This window comes from Thiogranum sp., assembly GCF_058323355.1.
Genome location: NZ_JBTTIO010000029.1, coordinates 1 through 17,117 on the forward strand (window position 1 = coordinate 1; position 17,117 = coordinate 17,117).

Consider the following 17,117-nt stretch of genomic DNA (forward strand, 5'->3'; position numbering starts at 1 on the left):
GGAGGTAGATTTAATGTCTCAGCAGGGTCGATTCCGGAAGTACAAGAGTGCTACATTTCCGCCACTTGATAGATGGATTCCGGCCTGGACCGGAATGACGGTGCAGCATCCTTACCACCACCCGGAATCTGCCACAAAAATTCAAAGCGCTGGCTTGTCGGGTCGTTTCGGTGAATCGGTGCAGCCGAGCATCGCAGCAAAACGCGGAAGAAGAGAGCCCTGTTTGAGTGGTTTATGCGCAGCATAAACCGCGAGTTTGGGCGAACGCCGCGTTTTGCGAGAAGCGCAGGGAACCCGCGTAGCGGGCAAACCGTTGAGCCGAAGCGACCCGACAAGCCAGTGCCTGCACTCCAGCATGGCACCCCCCCGCCATTTTCAGTAGAATCCGCCCCAACACCCGCAGATGGATGAAGCGCAACTCCCATGAATATGAACTTCCTTGATTTTGAACAACCTATCGCTGAGCTCGAAGCCAAGATCGAGGAGCTGCGCTATGTCGGTGATGATGCCGAGGTCAATATCAACGAGGAAATCAGCCGCTTGCAGGCCAAGAGCCGCTCGCTGACGGAATCGATTTTCTCCAGTCTCGATGCCTGGCAGGTGTCGCAGCTGGCGCGCCATCCGCAGCGACCCTATACACTGGATTACATCAACCGGGTGTTTACTGATTTTGAAGAGCTGCACGGAGATCGCTCCTATGCCGACGACAAGGTGGTTGTCGGTGGGGTGGCGCGACTGGATGGCAAGCCGGTGATGGTGATTGGTCATCAGAAGGGGCGTGACACCAAAGAGAAGATTCGGCGTAATTTCGGTATGCCGCGTCCGGAGGGCTATCGCAAGGCGAAGCGGCTGATGGAAATGGCGGAACGTTTCAAACTGCCGGTGCTGACACTGATCGATACACCCGGCGCCTACCCGGGCATCGGTGCGGAAGAGCGTGGTCAGAGTGAGGCGATTGCACGCAACCTGTATGTCATGGCCGATCTCAAGACGCCGATTATCTGCACGGTGATTGGCGAAGGCGGTTCGGGTGGTGCGCTGGCGATTGGCGTCGGTGACCGCATGCTGATGTTGCAGTACAGCATCTATTCGGTGATTTCACCGGAAGGCTGTGCGTCCATCCTGTGGAAGAGCGCGGAGAAAGCGTCCGATGCCGCCGAGGCTATGGGTGTGACTTCATCGCGTCTCAAGGAACTGGGACTGATCGATGAGGTGATCGATGAGCCGCTCGGCGGTGCCCACCGTGACCCGGAGGCTATGGCGGAACGTATCCGTGCGCGGCTCGTTGAACATATCGAACAGCTCACACGTTTGCCGATGGATCAACTGGTCGCCGCGCGTTACCAGCGGTTGATGTCGTACGGTGAGTTTGTCGAAAAATAAGCCACTCGATACAGTGGTTGCGGCACTTCCTGATGCCGCAAGCTACACTGTCGCCTACAGTGGCGGTGTTGATTCCCACGTTCTTTTGCAGCTGCTGGCTGAAAGGCGGGATGCATTGCGCGCGCCGCTGATGGCGGTGCATGTGGATCATGGTATTCAGGCGCAGTCCGGTGAATGGCGTGCACATTGCGAACGCATCTGCCATCGGCTGGATGTGCCATTTCATGTCTTGCAAACAGATGGCCGCGCTGCACCGGGCGAGAGTCCGGAGGCGGCTGCGCGGCATGCGCGCTACCAGGTGCTGGCGGACTGGTTACCCGAAGGCGCGGCGCTGTTGACGGCGCAGCATCGTGACGACCAGGCAGAAACCCTGTTGCTGCAACTGTTCCGTGGCGCGGGTCCGCGCGGGCTGTCGGCCATGCCGGCCAGCATGTCGCTGGGGAGTGGCCTGCTGCTGCGGCCTTTCCTGGAGACGGCGCGCGCCGACATTCTGGCCTGGGCGCAGGCACATAAGCTTGACTGGATCGAAGACCCGTCGAATACAGACACCCGCTACGACCGTAACCTGCTGCGTCACGATATGCTGCCGATGTTGCAGCAACGCTGGCCGGGCCTGTCCGCGGTACTGGCCCGTGCGGCATCGCACCAGTCCGAGCAGGCCCGGCTGGCGGATGCGCTGGCCGAGGTGGATCTTTCCGCCTGCCGCAGTACGCAAGGAAAGCGTCTGAAACAGTCTGATGTGGCAACACTGGAACCTGCCCGGCAGCGCAACCTGTTGCGTTTCTGGATTCACCAGCAGGGTTTTGCCATGCCTTCGCAGGCTGTGCTGGAACGTATACGCACGGAAATGCTGTTTAGCCGTGACGATGCACAGCCTGTGGTGACCTGGGGTGATGCGCAGCTGCGCCGCTATCGCGGAGAGCTGTACCTGATGCAGGCCTTGCCTGCACCCGATGCGGCGTTGTCCATCCACTGGGATTTGCAGGAAAACCTGCCGCTGGATACAGCCGGCGGTGTGCTGGTCGCAAAACCGGTCACGGGACAGGGGCTTTACCTGCCCGATGGGTGTAAGGGCGTTGATGTCCGTTTCCGCCGTGGCGGTGAGTCACTGCGCCTGCCGGGCGCTGCCCACCACCGCACGTTGAAGAACCTGTTGCAGGAACACAGCGTGCCGGACTGGGAGCGTGAACGTCTGCCCCTGTTATATGCCGGCGACACACTGGTGGCCGTACCCGGTATTGCGGTATGTGAGGGTTTTGAGGCGCAGGCGGGCCAGACGGGTTTTGCACTGGGCTGGTCGCGGCTGTAACAAAGCTGCTGTTTCCGATTGTTTCACCCCGGGGTTTCTGGTAGTCTGGCTTCCCGTCCAGACGTTGTTTTCTCCTGCATTTTCCGGAGCTTCATGACCCGATTCATATTCATAACTGGCGGTGTGGTTTCCTCATTGGGGAAAGGCATCGCTGCCGCTTCCCTTGGCGCATTACTCGAAGCCCGGGGCCTCAAAGTCACCATGATGAAGCTCGATCCCTATATCAATGTGGATCCGGGTACCATGAGCCCGTTCCAGCACGGCGAGGTGTTCGTCACCGAAGACGGGGCAGAGACCGATCTCGATCTGGGCCATTACGAGCGCTTTATCCGTACGACCATGGGCAAGCGCAATAACTTCACTACCGGACAGATCTACGAGACGGTCATCCGCAAGGAACGCCGTGGCGATTACCTTGGCGGGACAGTGCAGGTCATTCCGCACATTACCGACGAGATCAAGCGCTGTATTCGCGCCGGTGCCGAAGGCGCCGACATCGCCATGGTTGAAATTGGCGGTACCGTCGGTGATATCGAGTCCCTGCCATTCCTGGAAGCGATTCGCCAGATGGGTGTCGAGCTGGGTCACCAGAAGGCACTGTTCATGCACCTGACACTGGTGCCGTACATCGCGGCATCGGGTGAAATCAAGACCAAACCGACCCAGCACTCGGTGAAGGAGCTGCGCTCCATCGGTATCCAGCCGGACATCCTGCTGTGCCGTTCGGACCGCCCGTTGCCGGTCGACGAACGCCGCAAGATCGCCCTGTTTACCAACGTGCCCGATCGTGCAGTGATTTCCGCCGTTGATGTGGAGAGCATCTACAAGATTCCGCTGCTGCTCAACCAGCAGCACCTCGACGACACGGTTGTCGACCTGATGGGGCTCGATCTGCCGGCGGCCGATCTTTCCGACTGGAAGGATGTGGCCGAGCGGCTGGAGCACCCGCAGCACGAAGTGACGGTGGCCATGGTCGGCAAGTACGTCAACCTGACCGAATCCTACAAGTCCCTGTCCGAGGCGCTGATACACGCCGGTATCCAGACCCGCACCCGGGTGAAAATACGCTACATCGATTCCGAAGTGATCGAACAGAAAGGCCTCGAAGTCCTCAGCAAGGCCGATGCCGTACTGGTGCCAGGCGGTTTTGGCGAGCGTGGCGTGGAAGGCAAGATCATGGCCGTGCGTTATGCGCGCGAACACGGAATTCCCTATCTCGGGATTTGTCTTGGTATGCAGGTGGCGGTCATCGAATTTGCCCGTAACGTGGCGGGGCTGTCCGAAGCGCAGAGCACTGAGTTCCGCAAGGACACCAGGCACCCGGTCATCGGCCTGATTACCGAGTGGCAGGACGAGGCCGGCAACATCGAACGCCGTGACGAAGACAGCGACATGGGCGGCACCATGCGACTTGGTGGCCAGACCTGCAAACTGGTACCGGGAACGCTGGCGCACAAGGTGTATGGCAAGGATGAAATTGTGGAGCGCCATCGCCATCGCTACGAGTTCAACAATCACTACCGGGAAACCCTGGAGAAGGCCGGCCTGACCATCGGCGGAACCTCCGTGGACGGTAGCCTGGTGGAAATGATCGAAATCAGCGACCATCCCTGGTTCCTGGCCTGCCAGTTCCATCCCGAGTTCACTTCCACCCCGCGCGACGGTCATCCGCTGTTTACCAGTTTTATTGAAGCGGCAAACGCGCATCACAGTAACGTGGACATGCCCGCCGACCAGCCGAACCTGGTTCGCGCGGATGCCTGATATTCAACGACGACAAGGTTCCTGAACAATGAATTTATGTGGATTTGAAGTGGGGCTGAATGCCCCCTTTTTTCTGATCGCCGGCCCGTGCGTGATTGAAAGCGAGGAACTGGCGTTGACCACTTCCGCCGAACTGAAAAAGATCACTGCCGAACTGGGTATACCCTTTATTTACAAGTCTTCCTTCGACAAGGCCAACCGTTCATCGGCTGACAGTTTCCGTGGCCCGGGCATTGAGGAAGGGCTGCGCATTCTGCAGAAGGTAAAAGATGAAATCGGTGTGCCGGTACTGACCGACGTGCACGAGGACACGCCGCTGGATGAAGTCGCCAGCGTGGTGGACGTGTTGCAGACGCCGGCGTTCCTGTGCCGCCAGACCAACTTTATCCAGAACGTGGCGCGTACCGGCAAGCCGGTGAACATCAAAAAGGGCCAGTTCCTCGCGCCCTGGGACATGAAGAACGTGGTCGACAAGGCGCGCGCGGTCGGTAATGAACAGATCATGGTGTGCGAGCGCGGTGTTTCGTTCGGGTATAACAACCTGGTGTCCGACATGCGTTCGCTGGCGGTGATGCGTAACACCGGCGCGCCAGTGGTGTTCGATGCCACGCACTCCGTCCAGTTGCCGGGCGGGCAGGGCAACGTATCCGGCGGACAACGTGAGTTCGTGCCGGTGCTGGCGCGTGCCGCGATGGCGGCCGGCGTATCGGGCGTGTTCATGGAGACCCATCCTGATCCTTCCAAAGCGCTGAGTGACGGGCCGAATGCCTGGCCGCTGGGGCAGATGAAGGATTTGCTGGAGACATTGAAGATACTCGATGACACGGTAAAATCGCGGCCGTTTGCCGAGACAGAGTTGCTGTAGGGTTTGATTGGTGGATTCGTTTCCGCGCCACACAGCGGTGATTCGCGTCGAGCTTCGGCGCAGGCATGCGCAAGGCGCCCGCCACGAACCCCCGCTGCATGTCGCTGCCGCGTGCGCTGACAGACCATAGAATTAATTTTAGATAAGTTTTATAACCTTTTGTATCTGGAGTAGAAATGGCTAAGATTACCGATGTCCGCGGCAGGGAGATCCTGGACTCGCGTGGCAATCCCACTGTTGAGGCGGATGTGTTGCTGGATGATGGTTCGATGGGACGTGCGGCGGTGCCGTCCGGTGCGTCAACCGGTTCCCGTGAGGCCGTCGAACTGCGCGACGGCGATCCTTCGCGTTATCTGGGCAAGGGTGTGCTGAAAGCGGTCGCCAGTGTGAACGGTGAGTTGCGCAATGCCGTGACCGGGATGGACGCGGCGGACCAGGTGGCACTGGACCAGAAAATGATTGAACTGGACGGTACCGATAACAAGGGCCGGCTGGGCGCCAATGCGTTGCTGGCAGTGTCACTGGCGGCGGCACAGGCTGAAGCACGTGCGAATGATCTGCCGCTGTATCGTCACCTGAACGGAGACGGACCTTACCAGTTACCGGTACCGATGATGAATATCATCAACGGTGGCGCGCACGCCGATAACAGTGTGGACCTGCAGGAATTCATGATCCTGCCGGTGGGTGCAGACAGCATCCGTGAGGCCGTGCGCTATGGCGCGGAAGTGTTTCATGCGCTCAAGTCAGTACTCGGCAGCCAGGGTTTGAGCACCACGGTAGGTGATGAAGGTGGTTTTGCACCCAACCTGTCGTCCAATGAAGCGGCCATTGAAGTGATTCTGGAAGCGATTGAGAAGGCGGGTTTCAAGGCAGGCGAAGACATTTTCCTCGGCATCGATGCCGCCAGTTCCGAGTTTTACAAGGACGGTCGTTACCAGCTGGATTCGGAAGGCAAATCGTTCGACGCCGAAGGCTTTACCGACTTCCTGGCCAGCTGGGTCGATCAGTACCCCATCCTGTCGATCGAGGACGGTATGGATGAGAGTGACTGGGACGGCTGGAAAGTTCACACCGAGAAACTCGGCGACAGGATTCAACTGGTCGGCGATGACCTTTTTGTCACCAATACCCGCATCCTTCAGCGCGGTATTGATGAGCACATCGGTAATTCTATCCTGATCAAACCCAACCAGATCGGTACGCTGACAGAAACCCTGGCCGCCATCGAAATGGCGGCCAATGCCGGTTTTACCGCTGTGGTGTCACACCGGTCCGGTGAAACTGAAGACGTGGTGATTGCCGATATCGCAGTCGGCAGCAGCGCGACCCAGATCAAGACCGGCTCCTTGTCGCGTTCGGATCGTGTCGCCAAGTACAACCGTCTGATGCGCATCGAGGAGCAGCTGGGTTCCGACGCCAGTTACGCGGGTCGCGGTGGCTTCAACCAGTTTGCGTCCTGATTGCGCCGTGCGCGGCCCGACATGCGCTGGCTGATCTGGCTGCTGGTCATTCTGCTGGTGCTGTTACAGTACCGATTATGGGTGGGTGACGGCAGCCTGGCGGAGGTCTGGGATCTCTACCAGCAGGTCGAGACACAGAAAGCCGAGAACCGTGAACTGCGGGAACGTAACCAGGCACTGGAAGCCGAGGTGCAGGATCTCAAGCAGGGCCTGGACGCGATCGAGGAACGCGCCCGTGAAGAGCTGGGCATGACCCGCGACGACGAGACTTTCTACCAGATTATCGAGGAACCGAAAGCCGGCAAGGTGAGACCGCAAGGCGGTCGAGAGGGTGCCCTGGGGTATGATGAGTGAATCAGTGGCCTACTGGGCGGTGGTGCCGGCAGCCGGCAGTGGCCGTCGCATGGATGCCAGAGTGCCAAAGCAGTTGCTTGGCCTGGGTCGGCAGACCGTTCTGGAACACAGCCTCGATGCGTTGTTTGGTATCCCCGTGTTGTCCGGTCTGGTGCTGGTCAGCCAGGAAAACACCGATATCGACGCGATTGCCCTGCGCTACAGCGAACAATGCCTGATACGTGCGCCGGGTGGCACGGAACGTTGTCATTCGGTATTGAATGGTTTGCAGGCACTTTCAGGTGTGGCAGCCGATAATGACTGGGTGCTGGTGCACGATGCCGCGCGTCCCTGTGTGCGCAGTATGGATCTTCACAAGCTGATCGAATCCCTGTCCGGACACCCTGTCGGCGGATTGCTGGGCGTGCCGGCGCACGACACCATGAAGCGCACCAATGCCGATGATGCGGTACAGTCCACTGTGCCGAGGCAGGACCTGTGGCATGCACAGACACCGCAGATGTTCCGCTTCGGACGACTTCGGGAAGTGCTGGAAGCCGCCCTGCGCGACGGCTTTGAAGTGACCGATGAAGCGTCTGCCATGGAGCACGCCGGTGAACGGCCGCAGATGGTGGAAGGTCACATCGATAACCTCAAGATCACCCGCCCGGAGGATCTGCCGCTGGCAGAACTGTACCTGAAGCAACAGGGGCGCTTATGAGAATCGGTCAGGGTTTTGATGTACATGCTTTCGAGTCGGGTGGACGACTGGTGCTGGGCGGTGTGGATGTCCCTCACACGCATAGCCTCAAGGCGCATTCCGACGGGGATGTCCTGTTGCACGCGTTGTGCGATGCATTACTCGGCGCAGCCGGGCTTGGCGATATTGGTCGCCATTTCCCGGACAACGATGACCGCTTCAGCGGTATTGACAGCCGTGAGTTGTTGCGTCGGGTGATGGCTCAACTGGATGACCTTGAACTGCGTGTCTCCAATGCCGATCTGACGCTGGTTGCACAGGCGCCGAAGCTGGCACCGTTTGTCGATAGCATGTCGGAAAACATTGCACAGGACCTGCATATCGATACCTCGCGCGTTAACGTCAAGGCAACCACCACCGAACACCTGGGCTTTACCGGGCGCGAGGAGGGTATCGCCGCTTTCGCCGTGGTTTTGCTGGATGAATGAATCCATTCCGCTGACCCTGCCGCGCGCGTATGGCGACTCGCTCGGGTCAGGATTCATTCGTACCATGCCTGAAGATTTCCATGTCATCGAGATCCCGCTGGTCACACCGGACGGTGAAGGTGAACATTGCTGGTTACACATTCGCAAGCGCAACAGCAACACGAACTGGGTGGCAAAACAACTGGCGGCGTTCGCCGGTGTGGCAGCAAACGCTGTGAGCTACGCGGGCATGAAAGATCGCAATGCGGTGACTGAACAATGGTTCTCGGTACAATTGCCGGGGCGCGAAGCGCCGGACTGGCAGGCGTTCAACAATGAGGATTTCGAGGTGCTGCAGGCCAGCCGCCACAGCCGTAAATTAAAGACCGGCGCGTTACGCGGCAATCGCTTCCAGCTCCGTGTTCGGGGTGTTGATGCCAGCCCCGAACAGATTGAAGCGCGCATTCAACAGTTGAAGCAGGGCGTCCCCAACAGTTTCGGGCCACAACGTTTTGGCCACAATGGCGATAACCTGCGCCAGGCGGAGCGGTTGCTGGCGCGACCGAAAGCACAAGGTGAGACCGCAAAGCGGTCGAGAGGGCGCCCCGGGGCGCGTGTCTCGCGCAACAAACGCAGTATCTGGTTGTCCGCTGTGCGTTCGGCCCTGTTTAACCATGTACTCGCTGCGCGCATCGAGGCGGGAAACTGGAACCAGCCGTTAGCGGGCGATGCGTTTCAGCTGGAGGGGAAATCAGCGGTATTCCCTGCCGAGGCCATTGATGCAGAAATCATATCGCGTTGCGAAACAGGTGATATCCATCCCACCGGCCCGTTGTGCGGCAGTGGCGATGCAATGGTGACAGGTGAGGCGGCCGAACTTGAGCAAACGGTGCTGGCGCCGTACCGTGACTGGATCGATGGGCTGGACGCATTCCGCATGAAGCACGCGCGCCGTGCGCTGCGTGTCATGCCGGGCAACCTGTCCTGCACACAGGAAACAGATGACCAGTGGATGCTTGCTTTCAGTCTTCCGTCCGGTAGCTATGCGACCAGTCTGTTGTACGAACTGTTTGATGTGAAAACACCCGATGAACCTGCGCGACAGCCTGACTGAAGTCCGACAACACATTGCCGAGGCGGCACAACGTGCCGGTCGTCGTGCCGATGAAGTGCGGCTTGTTGCGGTATCCAAACGACAACCGGTGTCAGCGATAAAAGAATTGATATCTCTTGGCCAGAAAGACTTCGGTGAAAACCAGATGCAGGAAGCGGTCGACAAGATCGCTCAGTCTGGAGACCCATCGGTAGAATGGCATTTTATCGGCCACCTTCAATCCAACAAGTCCCGCCATGTTGGTGGAAATTTCAACTGGGTGCATACCGTCGACAGTGTAAAGCTGGCGCGCAGGATTGCAGTCTCGGCCAGTGAGGCGGGGCGAAGCGTTAACCTGTTGTTACAGGTCAACGTGTCGGGCGACCCGGCCAAACACGGTATCGCAGAAGATGCGCTGTTTCCACTCATCGACACAGTGCTTGAAGAACAACTTCAGTCCGTCCAGTTGCGTGGCCTGATGACGATTGGCTACCGCGATGTTTCTGAAGCAGAAACGCGACGCAGTTTTTCCCGTTTGCGTGAGTTGCTTGAAACCTGCAGAAGCCGCTTTGGAAATAATTTCTCCGAACTGTCTATGGGCATGAGCGAAGACTATGTCCTGGCGATTGAAGAAGGCGCAACCCTGGTGCGGGTTGGCAGCGCATTGTTCAATTTCAATGGGGTCAGACTCGATTGATCTGGCTATTCTTCCTGTATTGCACAGATTTACGGTCGCCACCACGCGGTCTGGGTGCGGCCTGGCGTTCCAGCATTTCTTCCATCTGCTCCCGAAATCGATCATTTCCCAATACCCAGGCCTTGTTTGTTGCATCGCGTATTTCAGATAGTGTGGTCTCGGAGATGGGTGTGTCAAAAAGAGCCCGGTATCTGGCCAGGCGTTCTGTCCTGTTCGGGGCAAGGTTTTGATAGAGCGGGTGCTCTGTCAAAATCGGGTCCAACTTACCAAGACCGTTATGATGGAAACTGGACCACCGATACAGTGCAGGATTTGACACCATACCAGCGCGAACGGGGTTCTGTTCAATGTATCGATGACACGCCAGAAAGTAACGTTCTGTCTCAATCAGCGTAGCTTTGAAACGACCCTCCCATAAGGTTCCGGTGCGCTGATAACGATGATTGAAGTACTGGACATACCTGCGACCGAGTGACTGCATTGTATGACTGATAGCGCACTCAGTAAGTGGTGTAATCAGGAGATGAACGTGATTGGTCATGCACACATAAGCATGAATGGTGCAATCGTGTTTCTGACTCGCATCTGCCAGCGACTCCAGGTAGAAGTGGTAATCCTGCTTGTCGACAAACGTGATATCCCGGTTGTTGCCCCGCTGGATTATGTGCTGGGGTTGACCCGGCAGGCAAAAGCGCCGTTGTCTGGCCATCGGTGTACCTCCTTGTACGGCCGGATGGTTTTTTATATTCCGTGCGAAAGCTTATGTTGACAGATAGATAAAAATCAATCGAGTCTGACCCCATTGAAAATTACTTGCGTTTGAGGAGGACGTAGAGCGCGCCTGTTCCACCGTCGTAGTGACGGGCGGAACAATAGGCGAGTACCTCGTCGCGCTGGCGCAGCCAGCCGCCAACTTTCTGTTTCAGTACCGGTGCGCGGTGGCGTGATCCCAGTCCCTTGCCGTGGATGATGCGTGCGCACTGGACGTGCCGGTGCTGGCATTCACGCAGAAAGCCGGCTACGGCGGTGCGTGCAACGGGTACTGTCATGCCATGCAGGTCCAGTTCGGCTTCGAGTGACAGCTTGCCGCGCCGCAGTTTGCGTACCGTGCGTTGTTGCAGACCCGGCCGGATGTAGAGAAGTTCGTCGCCGTTTTCCATTTCCGCCGGGTCGAAGAGATCCGACAGCATGTCGCGCAGCACCTCGGTTTCATCGCGTTCCCGAAAAACCGGGCGCGGGGCAATATGGCGGCGCACGGGGGCAACACGGTCATTACTGACCGGTTTCACGTTGCCCACGCTGTCGCGGAACAGCTTGATATCGTCGGGATCAGGTTTAGCCATGTGTCCGGATTGTAACCGTTTTTCTGCAAGGGGTAATGGGCGTGCGCGGCAGAGTCGGGTATCATTGGCGGCAGATGCGAATTTTGATTTCCAATGACGACGGCTATCGCGCGCCGGGCCTGCGTTGCCTGGCCGAAGCCCTGAAGGCAGTGGCCGAAGTGACGGTGGTGGCACCGGAACGTGACCGCAGCGGCGCCAGTAATTCACTCACCCTCGACAGCCCGCTGCGCGCCCGCCAGGCCGGGAATGGTTATACCTGTGTCGAGGGAACGCCTACGGACTGCGTACACCTCGCCATTACCGGACTGCTCGACCACGAACCGGATATGGTCGTATCGGGGATCAACGCCGGTGCCAACCTGGGGGACGATGTGATTTATTCCGGCACGGTGGCGGCGGCCATGGAAGGGCGTTTTCTCGGGTTACCGGCTATTGCGGTGTCCTGCGTTTCGTTCCAGCCACAGCATTTCGAGACAGCGGCGCAGGTGGTGCTGGCGCTGCTCAAACGTCTGGAGTGCGAGCCGGTGCCGGCGGAGACGATACTCAACGTCAATGTACCGGATATTCCCTTCGAACAGCTCAAGGGCTGGCAGACCACCCGGCTGGGTAATCGGCACCGTTCCGAGCCGGTGATCCGGGAAACCGATCCACGCGGCCGGCCTATTTACTGGGTGGGGCCGGCCGGTAGCGAGCAGGATGCCGGGCAAGGTACGGATTTTTACGCCGTGCGTAACGGCTATGTGTCGGTAACGCCTATCCATGTTGACCTGACCCGGCACGATGTACTCAACCAGGTGGAACGCTGCCTTGGCAGCGAGCTGGAGCGGCCTTGAAGTCACTCAGTCAGGGTATTGGCATGACCTCGCAGCGCACGCGCGACCGGCTGGTGGCGCGTCTGCGTGAAGAGGGCATAGGCAATAACCGGGTGCTGGAAGCCATTGCTTCTACACCGCGCCACCTGTTTATCGACGAGGCGCTGGCGTCACGTGCCTATGAAGACACCGCGCTGCCGATCGGTCACGGCCAGACCATCTCCCAGCCCTACATCGTGGCGCGCATGACGGAGTTGCTGCTCGAGGTTGAGCCAAAGGTGGTGCTCGAAGTCGGGACCGGTTCCGGTTACCAGGCCGCCATTCTCGCCGGGCTGGTGGACAAGGTGTATTCCACGGAGCGCATCGAACCGCTGGCATCCCAGGCGCGACAGCGCTTTCGTCAGATTGGCCTGCGTAATATCCGCGTTCAGCACAGCGACGGCAGTTGGGGCTGGCCACAGTTCGGGCCGTTTGACGCCATTATCGTGACCGCCGGCGCTGCGGATATCCCCGAAGCCCTGCTGGAACAGCTGCGGGTGGGGGGCCGATTGATCATGCCGCTGGGTGGTCGTGACCGGCAGGTGCTGATCAGCGTGACCCGCACCCCGACAGTCTATGAGCGTGAGGATTTCGAGCCGGTGGTATTCGTACCGCTGCTGGGAGGCGCGGGCTAGTGAAACCGTTTACGCGCCTGTACGACATGACATTGAGCTGGTCCCGTCATCGCCGGGCGCCGCAGTACCTTGGGGCACTGAGCTTTGCCGAGTCCTCGTTCTTCCCGATCCCCCCGGATGTCATGCTGATGCCCATGACACTGGCGAGGCCGGATCGCGCCATGCACTACGCCACACTGACAACCTTGATGTCCGTGGCCGGGGGAATGGCGGGTTATGCTATCGGACACTTTGCGCTGGAATGGGTGCAGCCATTGATTGGCGAAGGCGGTCGCTGGGAAGAAGCTTACGGGATTGCCTCAAGCTGGTTCCGCGACTGGGGTTTCTGGGCGGTGCTGATCGCCGGTTTCTCCCCGATCCCCTACAAGGTATTTACCATCTCTGCCGGCGCCCTGTCCATGAGTTTCATTCCTTTCGTGCTGGCCTCGGCGGTCGGGCGGGGCGGGCGCTTTTTCCTGGTGGCCGGTTTGCTGGCCTGGGGCGGTTCAGCCATGGAGACGCGCATCCGCTATTACGTCGAATGGATCGGCTGGTCACTGGTGGCACTGGGTGTTGTGGCCTGGTGGCTGCTCAGGGAATAGCGATGCACAGGCGGGTGTGGCTGTTGTTGTGCTGCCTGCTGCCGGCCTGCTCTTATGGCCCGGTGCATGCCCCGGTCGGTGACCGCAGCCATCAGCCGGCACGCATTCCTGCGACCCATACCGTGGGGCAAGGCGATACCCTGTACTCGATTGCCTTCCTGTATGGCAAGACCGTTGAACAACTGGCTGCCTGGAACGGCATACGCAAGCCTTACACCATCTATCGTGGACAAAAAATCCGCCTGACGGCACCTCCGCGGCGAAAGGCCGCTCCAGTCGTGCGCAAGCCGCCTCCCAGCCAGCCCAAGGTGAGCGCACCCTCGCGGCCAAAACCCGCCATAGCGTCTACTGTTCGGCCATCACAGCCCAAGGTGGCCACTGCACGGTCCGCAAAGCCAGCCGTGGCAAACACGGCGGGCAAAGGTGGTGCGGTTGCCGGTAAAGGTCCGCCAGACTGGACCTGGCCTGCCAGCGGCAAGCTCATCCGCCGCTTCGATCCACACTCGGCAGGGAAAAAAGGCATCAACATCGCGGGTAAACCGGGCAGCCCGGTGCGCGCCGCCGCCGCCGGCAAGGTGGTGTATGCCGGGAGTGGACTTAGTGGTTACGGTAGGCTTATTATCATCAAGCATAACAAGGACTTTCTCAGTGCTTACGCGCACAACCGGAAGTTGATTGCCAGGGAAGGGCAATGGGTAAGGAAAGGTGAACTGATCGCCCGGATGGGCAGCAGCGCCACCGATCGTACCGAATTGCACTTTGAAATACGGAAGAAGGGCAGGCCAGTTGATCCGCTCCGGTATTTGCCCAGGCGAAAATAAAAGCTGCCAGAACCGCCTCACATCACGCGGGTTGGCAGATGGATGGTTACAAGAAAACGCCGAGGTTAATGAATGGCCAGAAAACGCCAGAAAACGACCAGCAAGAAGGCATCGGCAGACAGCGTGGCAGACAGCGCGCTGGATTTTGCCGAAGCAGCGCTAGAAACAGCGAAAACCCGCCTGAAGGAACCGCCGGAAACCGACGCACACTTTGACGCGACCCGGATGTACCTCAATGAAATCGGCTTCTCTCCGTTACTGACCGCCGAAGAAGAGGTTTACTACGCTCGCCTGGCGCAAAAGGGCGACGAAAGCGGCCGCCGGCGCATGATCGAAAGCAACCTGCGGCTGGTGGTGAAAATCGCCCGCCGTTACATCAATCGCGGACTGGCGTTCCTTGACCTGATCGAGGAAGGCAACCTGGGACTGATTCGCGCGGTTGAAAAGTTCGACCCGGAACGCGGCTTCCGTTTCTCGACCTACGCCACCTGGTGGATACGCCAGACCATCGAGCGCGGCATCATGAACCAGACACGCACCATCCGCCTGCCGATCCACGTGGTCAAGGAACTCAACAGCTACCTGCACGCAGCACGTCGCCTGGCGCAGTCACTGGATCACGAACCCAATGCCGAGGAGATTGCAGAGCTGCTCGACAAGCCCATGAAAGACGTCAAGCGGCTGCTCAAACTCAACGAACGCGTCACCTCGGTCGACGTGCCGATCAGCAAGGACTCCGAGTCCGGCAAGACACTGATCGATTCCATCCCCGATGAGAGCAACACCGATCCGTCTGAACTACTGCAGGACGAAGATGTGCTCGCCAACCTGGAAACCTGGATCGCACAGTTGTCTGACAAACAGCGCGAAGTGGTGGAGCGGCGTTTTGGATTACACGGCTACAAGATCTCCACGCTGGAAGAAGTCGGTAACGAAATTGGTGTGACCCGGGAAAGAGTGAGGCAGATCCAGATGGATGCGCTCAAACGGTTGCGGGAGATCCTGGAGAGTGAAGGGTTTTCTTCGGACGCATTGTTTGGTTGATATTGCCTTGCCCTTGTGAGTGCCGGATCAGGCGATCAAAATCGTGTGGCGCGACATACTGCAAGACTTCTTTCCCCTTCTCGTTAATGATGAGTTCCAGTCCCTTGTCCGGGTAGAGCAGGCGGGTTACCTCGTCGTCAACGCGGATTGACTCACTGGCAGGACCGAAACGTTTGATGGCTGATGCTGCATCGATGTTTACGGTGGGAATAAAGGTCATGCTTGCCAGCGGCGCCTGGTAAGCGATGGGCAGGTCATCGGGGTGCAGGGTGAATTTACGTGCGCCGCTGTCCATATATCCGGACTTGATGGCACGCTTCACCAGTTGTTCCAGCACCTCGGGTGCCAGGTCAGCCGCGAGCACCAGCTTGCCCGAGAAAACCCCTGCCTTGAAGTGGCTGTAGAACATTTCCAGCCCGCCAGTGTCCTGGCCGGGTGCAACGATAATGGCAAGTGTCATATCGTCGCCGAGCTGCGCATGCGCATCGCCGAGCGTGTCTTCGCCCAGAGTGACGCCAAAAACGACAGAGCGGCCGTCTGCCAGTACGTCTATCTGCCACGGCAGGCCCTTGACGTTTTCAGTCGAGCGTTCACCAGAGGGTTTCAGTGAAAACATGGCGACGAGGATAATCGTCAGGAAGATCAGTATTGAAAATAGTCGAGTCATAATGTCTGTGCTGGTGTACAGGTTTAATATTACCTGATCTTGTGATCAATGCACCGCACCTTGCTTATGCAGGTTATGGCGTCTTCTCCTGTATTCTGTCATAGGGTTAACTTGACTCTTGTCGGGAGCTATTCTTATACTAATCCAGCAACTCAAGAAGTACGAGAGCGGACTTAATCTGCCGCCCGCCGAGATGCTGATTAAATTGGCCGACGCCCTCGGCACTTGTGTGGGCTACCTGCTCACAGGCAACCCCGCCAAAGAGACGCCACTCGGCAATAGCCGGCTGTTTAATCGCTTCAAGGCCGTGGAAGGCTTTGACCCCGGTGACCAGGAGGCTGTCATTACCCTGATCGATGCCATGATCGCCAAACAGCAGATACAGACCACCCTGACGTCCCTGGACGATCAGGCCGTTAACGCCTAACGCGATTTCAGGAGGCCACCCATGCAAGCGGCTAAACAGGATGCACTGGAGACCATCGGTAAATTGCCCGATGACGCCGACATGGACGAGATCATGTACCGGCTCTATGTGCTGGATAAAATCCGCAAGGGCCAGCAGGCCGTCGAACAGGGCCAGACCACTACCAGCGAAGACTTGAAGCGAGAGATCGAGACGTGGTGATCTGGTCGGACCCGGCCAGGGCCGACCTCCGAGCCATCCATGATCTGATCGCCCACGACTCCACGCACTACGCCAAGCAGGTCACCCAGGACATGGTGGCGAAGACCGATGTCCTCAACGAGCTGCCGCGCATCGGCAAGGTGACGTGGTCAAAGCTGGATACGGAGGAAGTGAGTAAACAAGGCGTGTGGCGCACGGTTGGTCGCAGGAGACACATGCCAACTAATCTCTTATATCCGCCTCGACTTCTTTTCGTATCTTGATGGGAATGGATAAACTATCCCAGGCCATATCAATTACGGGGATCTTGATGTATTGGTCTTTAAGCGCCCACCTGGCATAACGCTCGTTAAGTTTTCGGTATTTCAATGTGGCGGACACGGTAAGTGGTGATTTGGCCCAGGATGGTATTGTGAATGTGTAGCTAATAATATCCGATTCACCTGCTCTAATGACACGCCTGAAGGACTCGC

The 17,117-nt window shown here is 58.4% G+C and carries 23 protein-coding genes; 19 read left to right on the forward strand and 4 right to left on the reverse strand.

The genetic code is table 11. The features are described from left to right. From ACW81B_RS04765 to ACW81B_RS04815, 11 genes are all read left to right on the forward strand, one after another. Positions 1-247, forward strand: a 247-nt coding sequence (locus tag ACW81B_RS04765; RefSeq protein WP_491579072.1) for a hypothetical protein, incomplete at its 5' end; no start/stop codon positions are given. Positions 248-423: 176 nt separating this feature from the next. Continuing rightward, entirely contained in the window at positions 424-1,383 is a 960-nt protein-coding gene (gene accA, locus ACW81B_RS04770; RefSeq protein ID WP_491579073.1) for an acetyl-CoA carboxylase carboxyl transferase subunit alpha, read from the forward strand. After that, positions 1,370-2,692, forward strand: a complete 1,323-nt coding sequence (tilS, locus tag ACW81B_RS04775) for a tRNA lysidine(34) synthetase TilS (RefSeq protein ID WP_491579074.1) — start codon at positions 1,370-1,372, stop codon at positions 2,690-2,692. The genes accA and tilS overlap by 14 nt, the downstream gene beginning before the upstream one ends. 93 nt (positions 2,693-2,785) lie before the next feature. Next, a complete protein-coding gene (gene pyrG / locus ACW81B_RS04780) occupies positions 2,786-4,456 on the forward strand; it encodes a CTP synthase (protein ID WP_491579075.1) in 1,671 nt (556 codons plus the stop codon). Positions 4,457-4,484: 28 nt separating this feature from the next. Further along, entirely contained in the window at positions 4,485-5,321 is an 837-nt protein-coding gene (gene kdsA, locus ACW81B_RS04785; RefSeq protein WP_491579076.1) for a 3-deoxy-8-phosphooctulonate synthase, read from the forward strand. A 176-nt stretch (positions 5,322-5,497) separates the two neighbouring features. Then, positions 5,498-6,784, forward strand: a complete 1,287-nt coding sequence (eno, locus tag ACW81B_RS04790; protein ID WP_491579077.1) for a phosphopyruvate hydratase — start codon at positions 5,498-5,500, stop codon at positions 6,782-6,784. Between the two features lie 21 nt (positions 6,785-6,805). After that, on the forward strand, positions 6,806-7,138 hold the full coding sequence (gene ftsB, locus ACW81B_RS04795) for a cell division protein FtsB (RefSeq protein WP_491579078.1): 333 nt from the start codon (positions 6,806-6,808) through the stop codon (positions 7,136-7,138). Then, the gene (gene ispD / locus ACW81B_RS04800) at positions 7,131-7,838 is read left to right on the forward strand and encodes a 2-C-methyl-D-erythritol 4-phosphate cytidylyltransferase (protein ID WP_491579091.1); all 708 of its coding nucleotides are present in this window, start codon (positions 7,131-7,133) and stop codon (positions 7,836-7,838) included. The genes ftsB and ispD overlap by 8 nt, the downstream gene beginning before the upstream one ends. Continuing rightward, a complete protein-coding gene (gene ispF, locus ACW81B_RS04805) occupies positions 7,835-8,305 on the forward strand; it encodes a 2-C-methyl-D-erythritol 2,4-cyclodiphosphate synthase (protein WP_491579079.1) in 471 nt (156 codons plus the stop codon). The genes ispD and ispF overlap by 4 nt, the downstream gene beginning before the upstream one ends. After that, positions 8,298-9,398, forward strand: a complete 1,101-nt coding sequence (gene truD, locus ACW81B_RS04810; RefSeq protein WP_491579080.1) for a tRNA pseudouridine(13) synthase TruD — start codon at positions 8,298-8,300, stop codon at positions 9,396-9,398. The genes ispF and truD overlap by 8 nt, the downstream gene beginning before the upstream one ends. Further along, positions 9,373-10,074, forward strand: a complete 702-nt coding sequence (locus ACW81B_RS04815) for a YggS family pyridoxal phosphate-dependent enzyme (protein ID WP_491579081.1) — start codon at positions 9,373-9,375, stop codon at positions 10,072-10,074. The genes truD and ACW81B_RS04815 overlap by 26 nt, the downstream gene beginning before the upstream one ends. Here ACW81B_RS04815 and ACW81B_RS04820 read toward each other — a convergent pair. Together ACW81B_RS04820 and ACW81B_RS04825 are read right to left on the reverse strand one after the other, a co-directional pair. Then, entirely contained in the window at positions 10,061-10,783 is a 723-nt protein-coding gene (locus ACW81B_RS04820) for a transposase (RefSeq protein ID WP_491579082.1), read from the reverse strand. The genes ACW81B_RS04815 and ACW81B_RS04820 overlap by 14 nt on opposite strands. A 100-nt stretch (positions 10,784-10,883) precedes the next feature. Beyond that, on the reverse strand, positions 10,884-11,417 hold the full coding sequence (locus ACW81B_RS04825; RefSeq protein WP_491579083.1) for a Smr/MutS family protein: 534 nt from the start codon (positions 11,415-11,417) through the stop codon (positions 10,884-10,886). Positions 11,418-11,491: 74 nt separating this feature from the next. On the opposite strand from ACW81B_RS04825, the gene surE reads away from it, so the two are divergent. From surE to rpoS, 5 genes are all read left to right on the forward strand, one after another. Then, positions 11,492-12,250, forward strand: coding sequence for a 5'/3'-nucleotidase SurE (gene surE, locus ACW81B_RS04830; RefSeq protein WP_491579084.1), 759 nt, complete (start codon positions 11,492-11,494; stop codon positions 12,248-12,250). A gap of 23 nt (positions 12,251-12,273) precedes the next feature. Beyond that, positions 12,274-12,903 (forward strand): protein-L-isoaspartate(D-aspartate) O-methyltransferase, encoded by a 630-nt coding sequence (locus ACW81B_RS04835; protein WP_491579092.1) that lies wholly within the window; start codon positions 12,274-12,276, stop codon positions 12,901-12,903. After that, positions 12,903-13,484 carry a YqaA family protein gene (locus tag ACW81B_RS04840; RefSeq protein ID WP_491579085.1) on the forward strand — a complete coding sequence of 194 codons (582 nt, stop codon included), beginning with the start codon at positions 12,903-12,905 and terminating at the stop codon, positions 13,482-13,484. Before ACW81B_RS04835 ends, ACW81B_RS04840 begins: the two co-directional genes overlap by 1 nt. 2 nt (positions 13,485-13,486) lie before the next feature. Beyond that, positions 13,487-14,305: a peptidoglycan DD-metalloendopeptidase family protein gene (locus tag ACW81B_RS04845; RefSeq protein WP_491579086.1), complete on the forward strand. Its 819-nt coding sequence runs from the start codon at positions 13,487-13,489 to the stop codon at positions 14,303-14,305. Positions 14,306-14,377: 72 nt separating this feature from the next. Next, positions 14,378-15,349, forward strand: a complete 972-nt coding sequence (gene rpoS / locus ACW81B_RS04850; protein WP_491579087.1) for an RNA polymerase sigma factor RpoS — start codon at positions 14,378-14,380, stop codon at positions 15,347-15,349. Here rpoS and ACW81B_RS04855 read toward each other — a convergent pair. Then, positions 15,288-16,016, reverse strand: coding sequence for a hypothetical protein (locus tag ACW81B_RS04855; protein WP_491579088.1), 729 nt, complete (start codon positions 16,014-16,016; stop codon positions 15,288-15,290). The genes rpoS and ACW81B_RS04855 overlap by 62 nt on opposite strands. 193 nt (positions 16,017-16,209) lie before the next feature. Between ACW81B_RS04855 and ACW81B_RS04860 the strand changes: the two genes are divergently transcribed. The 3 genes from ACW81B_RS04860 to ACW81B_RS04870 are packed head-to-tail and all read left to right on the forward strand — an operon-like array spanning position 16,210 to position 16,907. After that, positions 16,210-16,443: a hypothetical protein gene (locus ACW81B_RS04860; protein WP_491579089.1), complete on the forward strand. Its 234-nt coding sequence runs from the start codon at positions 16,210-16,212 to the stop codon at positions 16,441-16,443. Between the two features lie 21 nt (positions 16,444-16,464). Then, positions 16,465-16,644 (forward strand): hypothetical protein, encoded by a 180-nt coding sequence (locus tag ACW81B_RS04865; RefSeq protein WP_491579090.1) that lies wholly within the window; start codon positions 16,465-16,467, stop codon positions 16,642-16,644. Then, positions 16,641-16,907, forward strand: a complete 267-nt coding sequence (locus ACW81B_RS04870; RefSeq protein WP_491579093.1) for a type II toxin-antitoxin system RelE/ParE family toxin — start codon at positions 16,641-16,643, stop codon at positions 16,905-16,907. The genes ACW81B_RS04865 and ACW81B_RS04870 overlap by 4 nt, the downstream gene beginning before the upstream one ends. On the opposite strand, the gene ACW81B_RS04875 is transcribed toward ACW81B_RS04870, so the two are convergent. Further along, a partial coding sequence (locus ACW81B_RS04875; protein WP_491579094.1) for a hypothetical protein occupies positions 16,867-17,117 on the reverse strand: 251 nt, incomplete at its 5' end. The two genes, ACW81B_RS04870 and ACW81B_RS04875, sit on opposite strands and share 41 nt — an antisense overlap.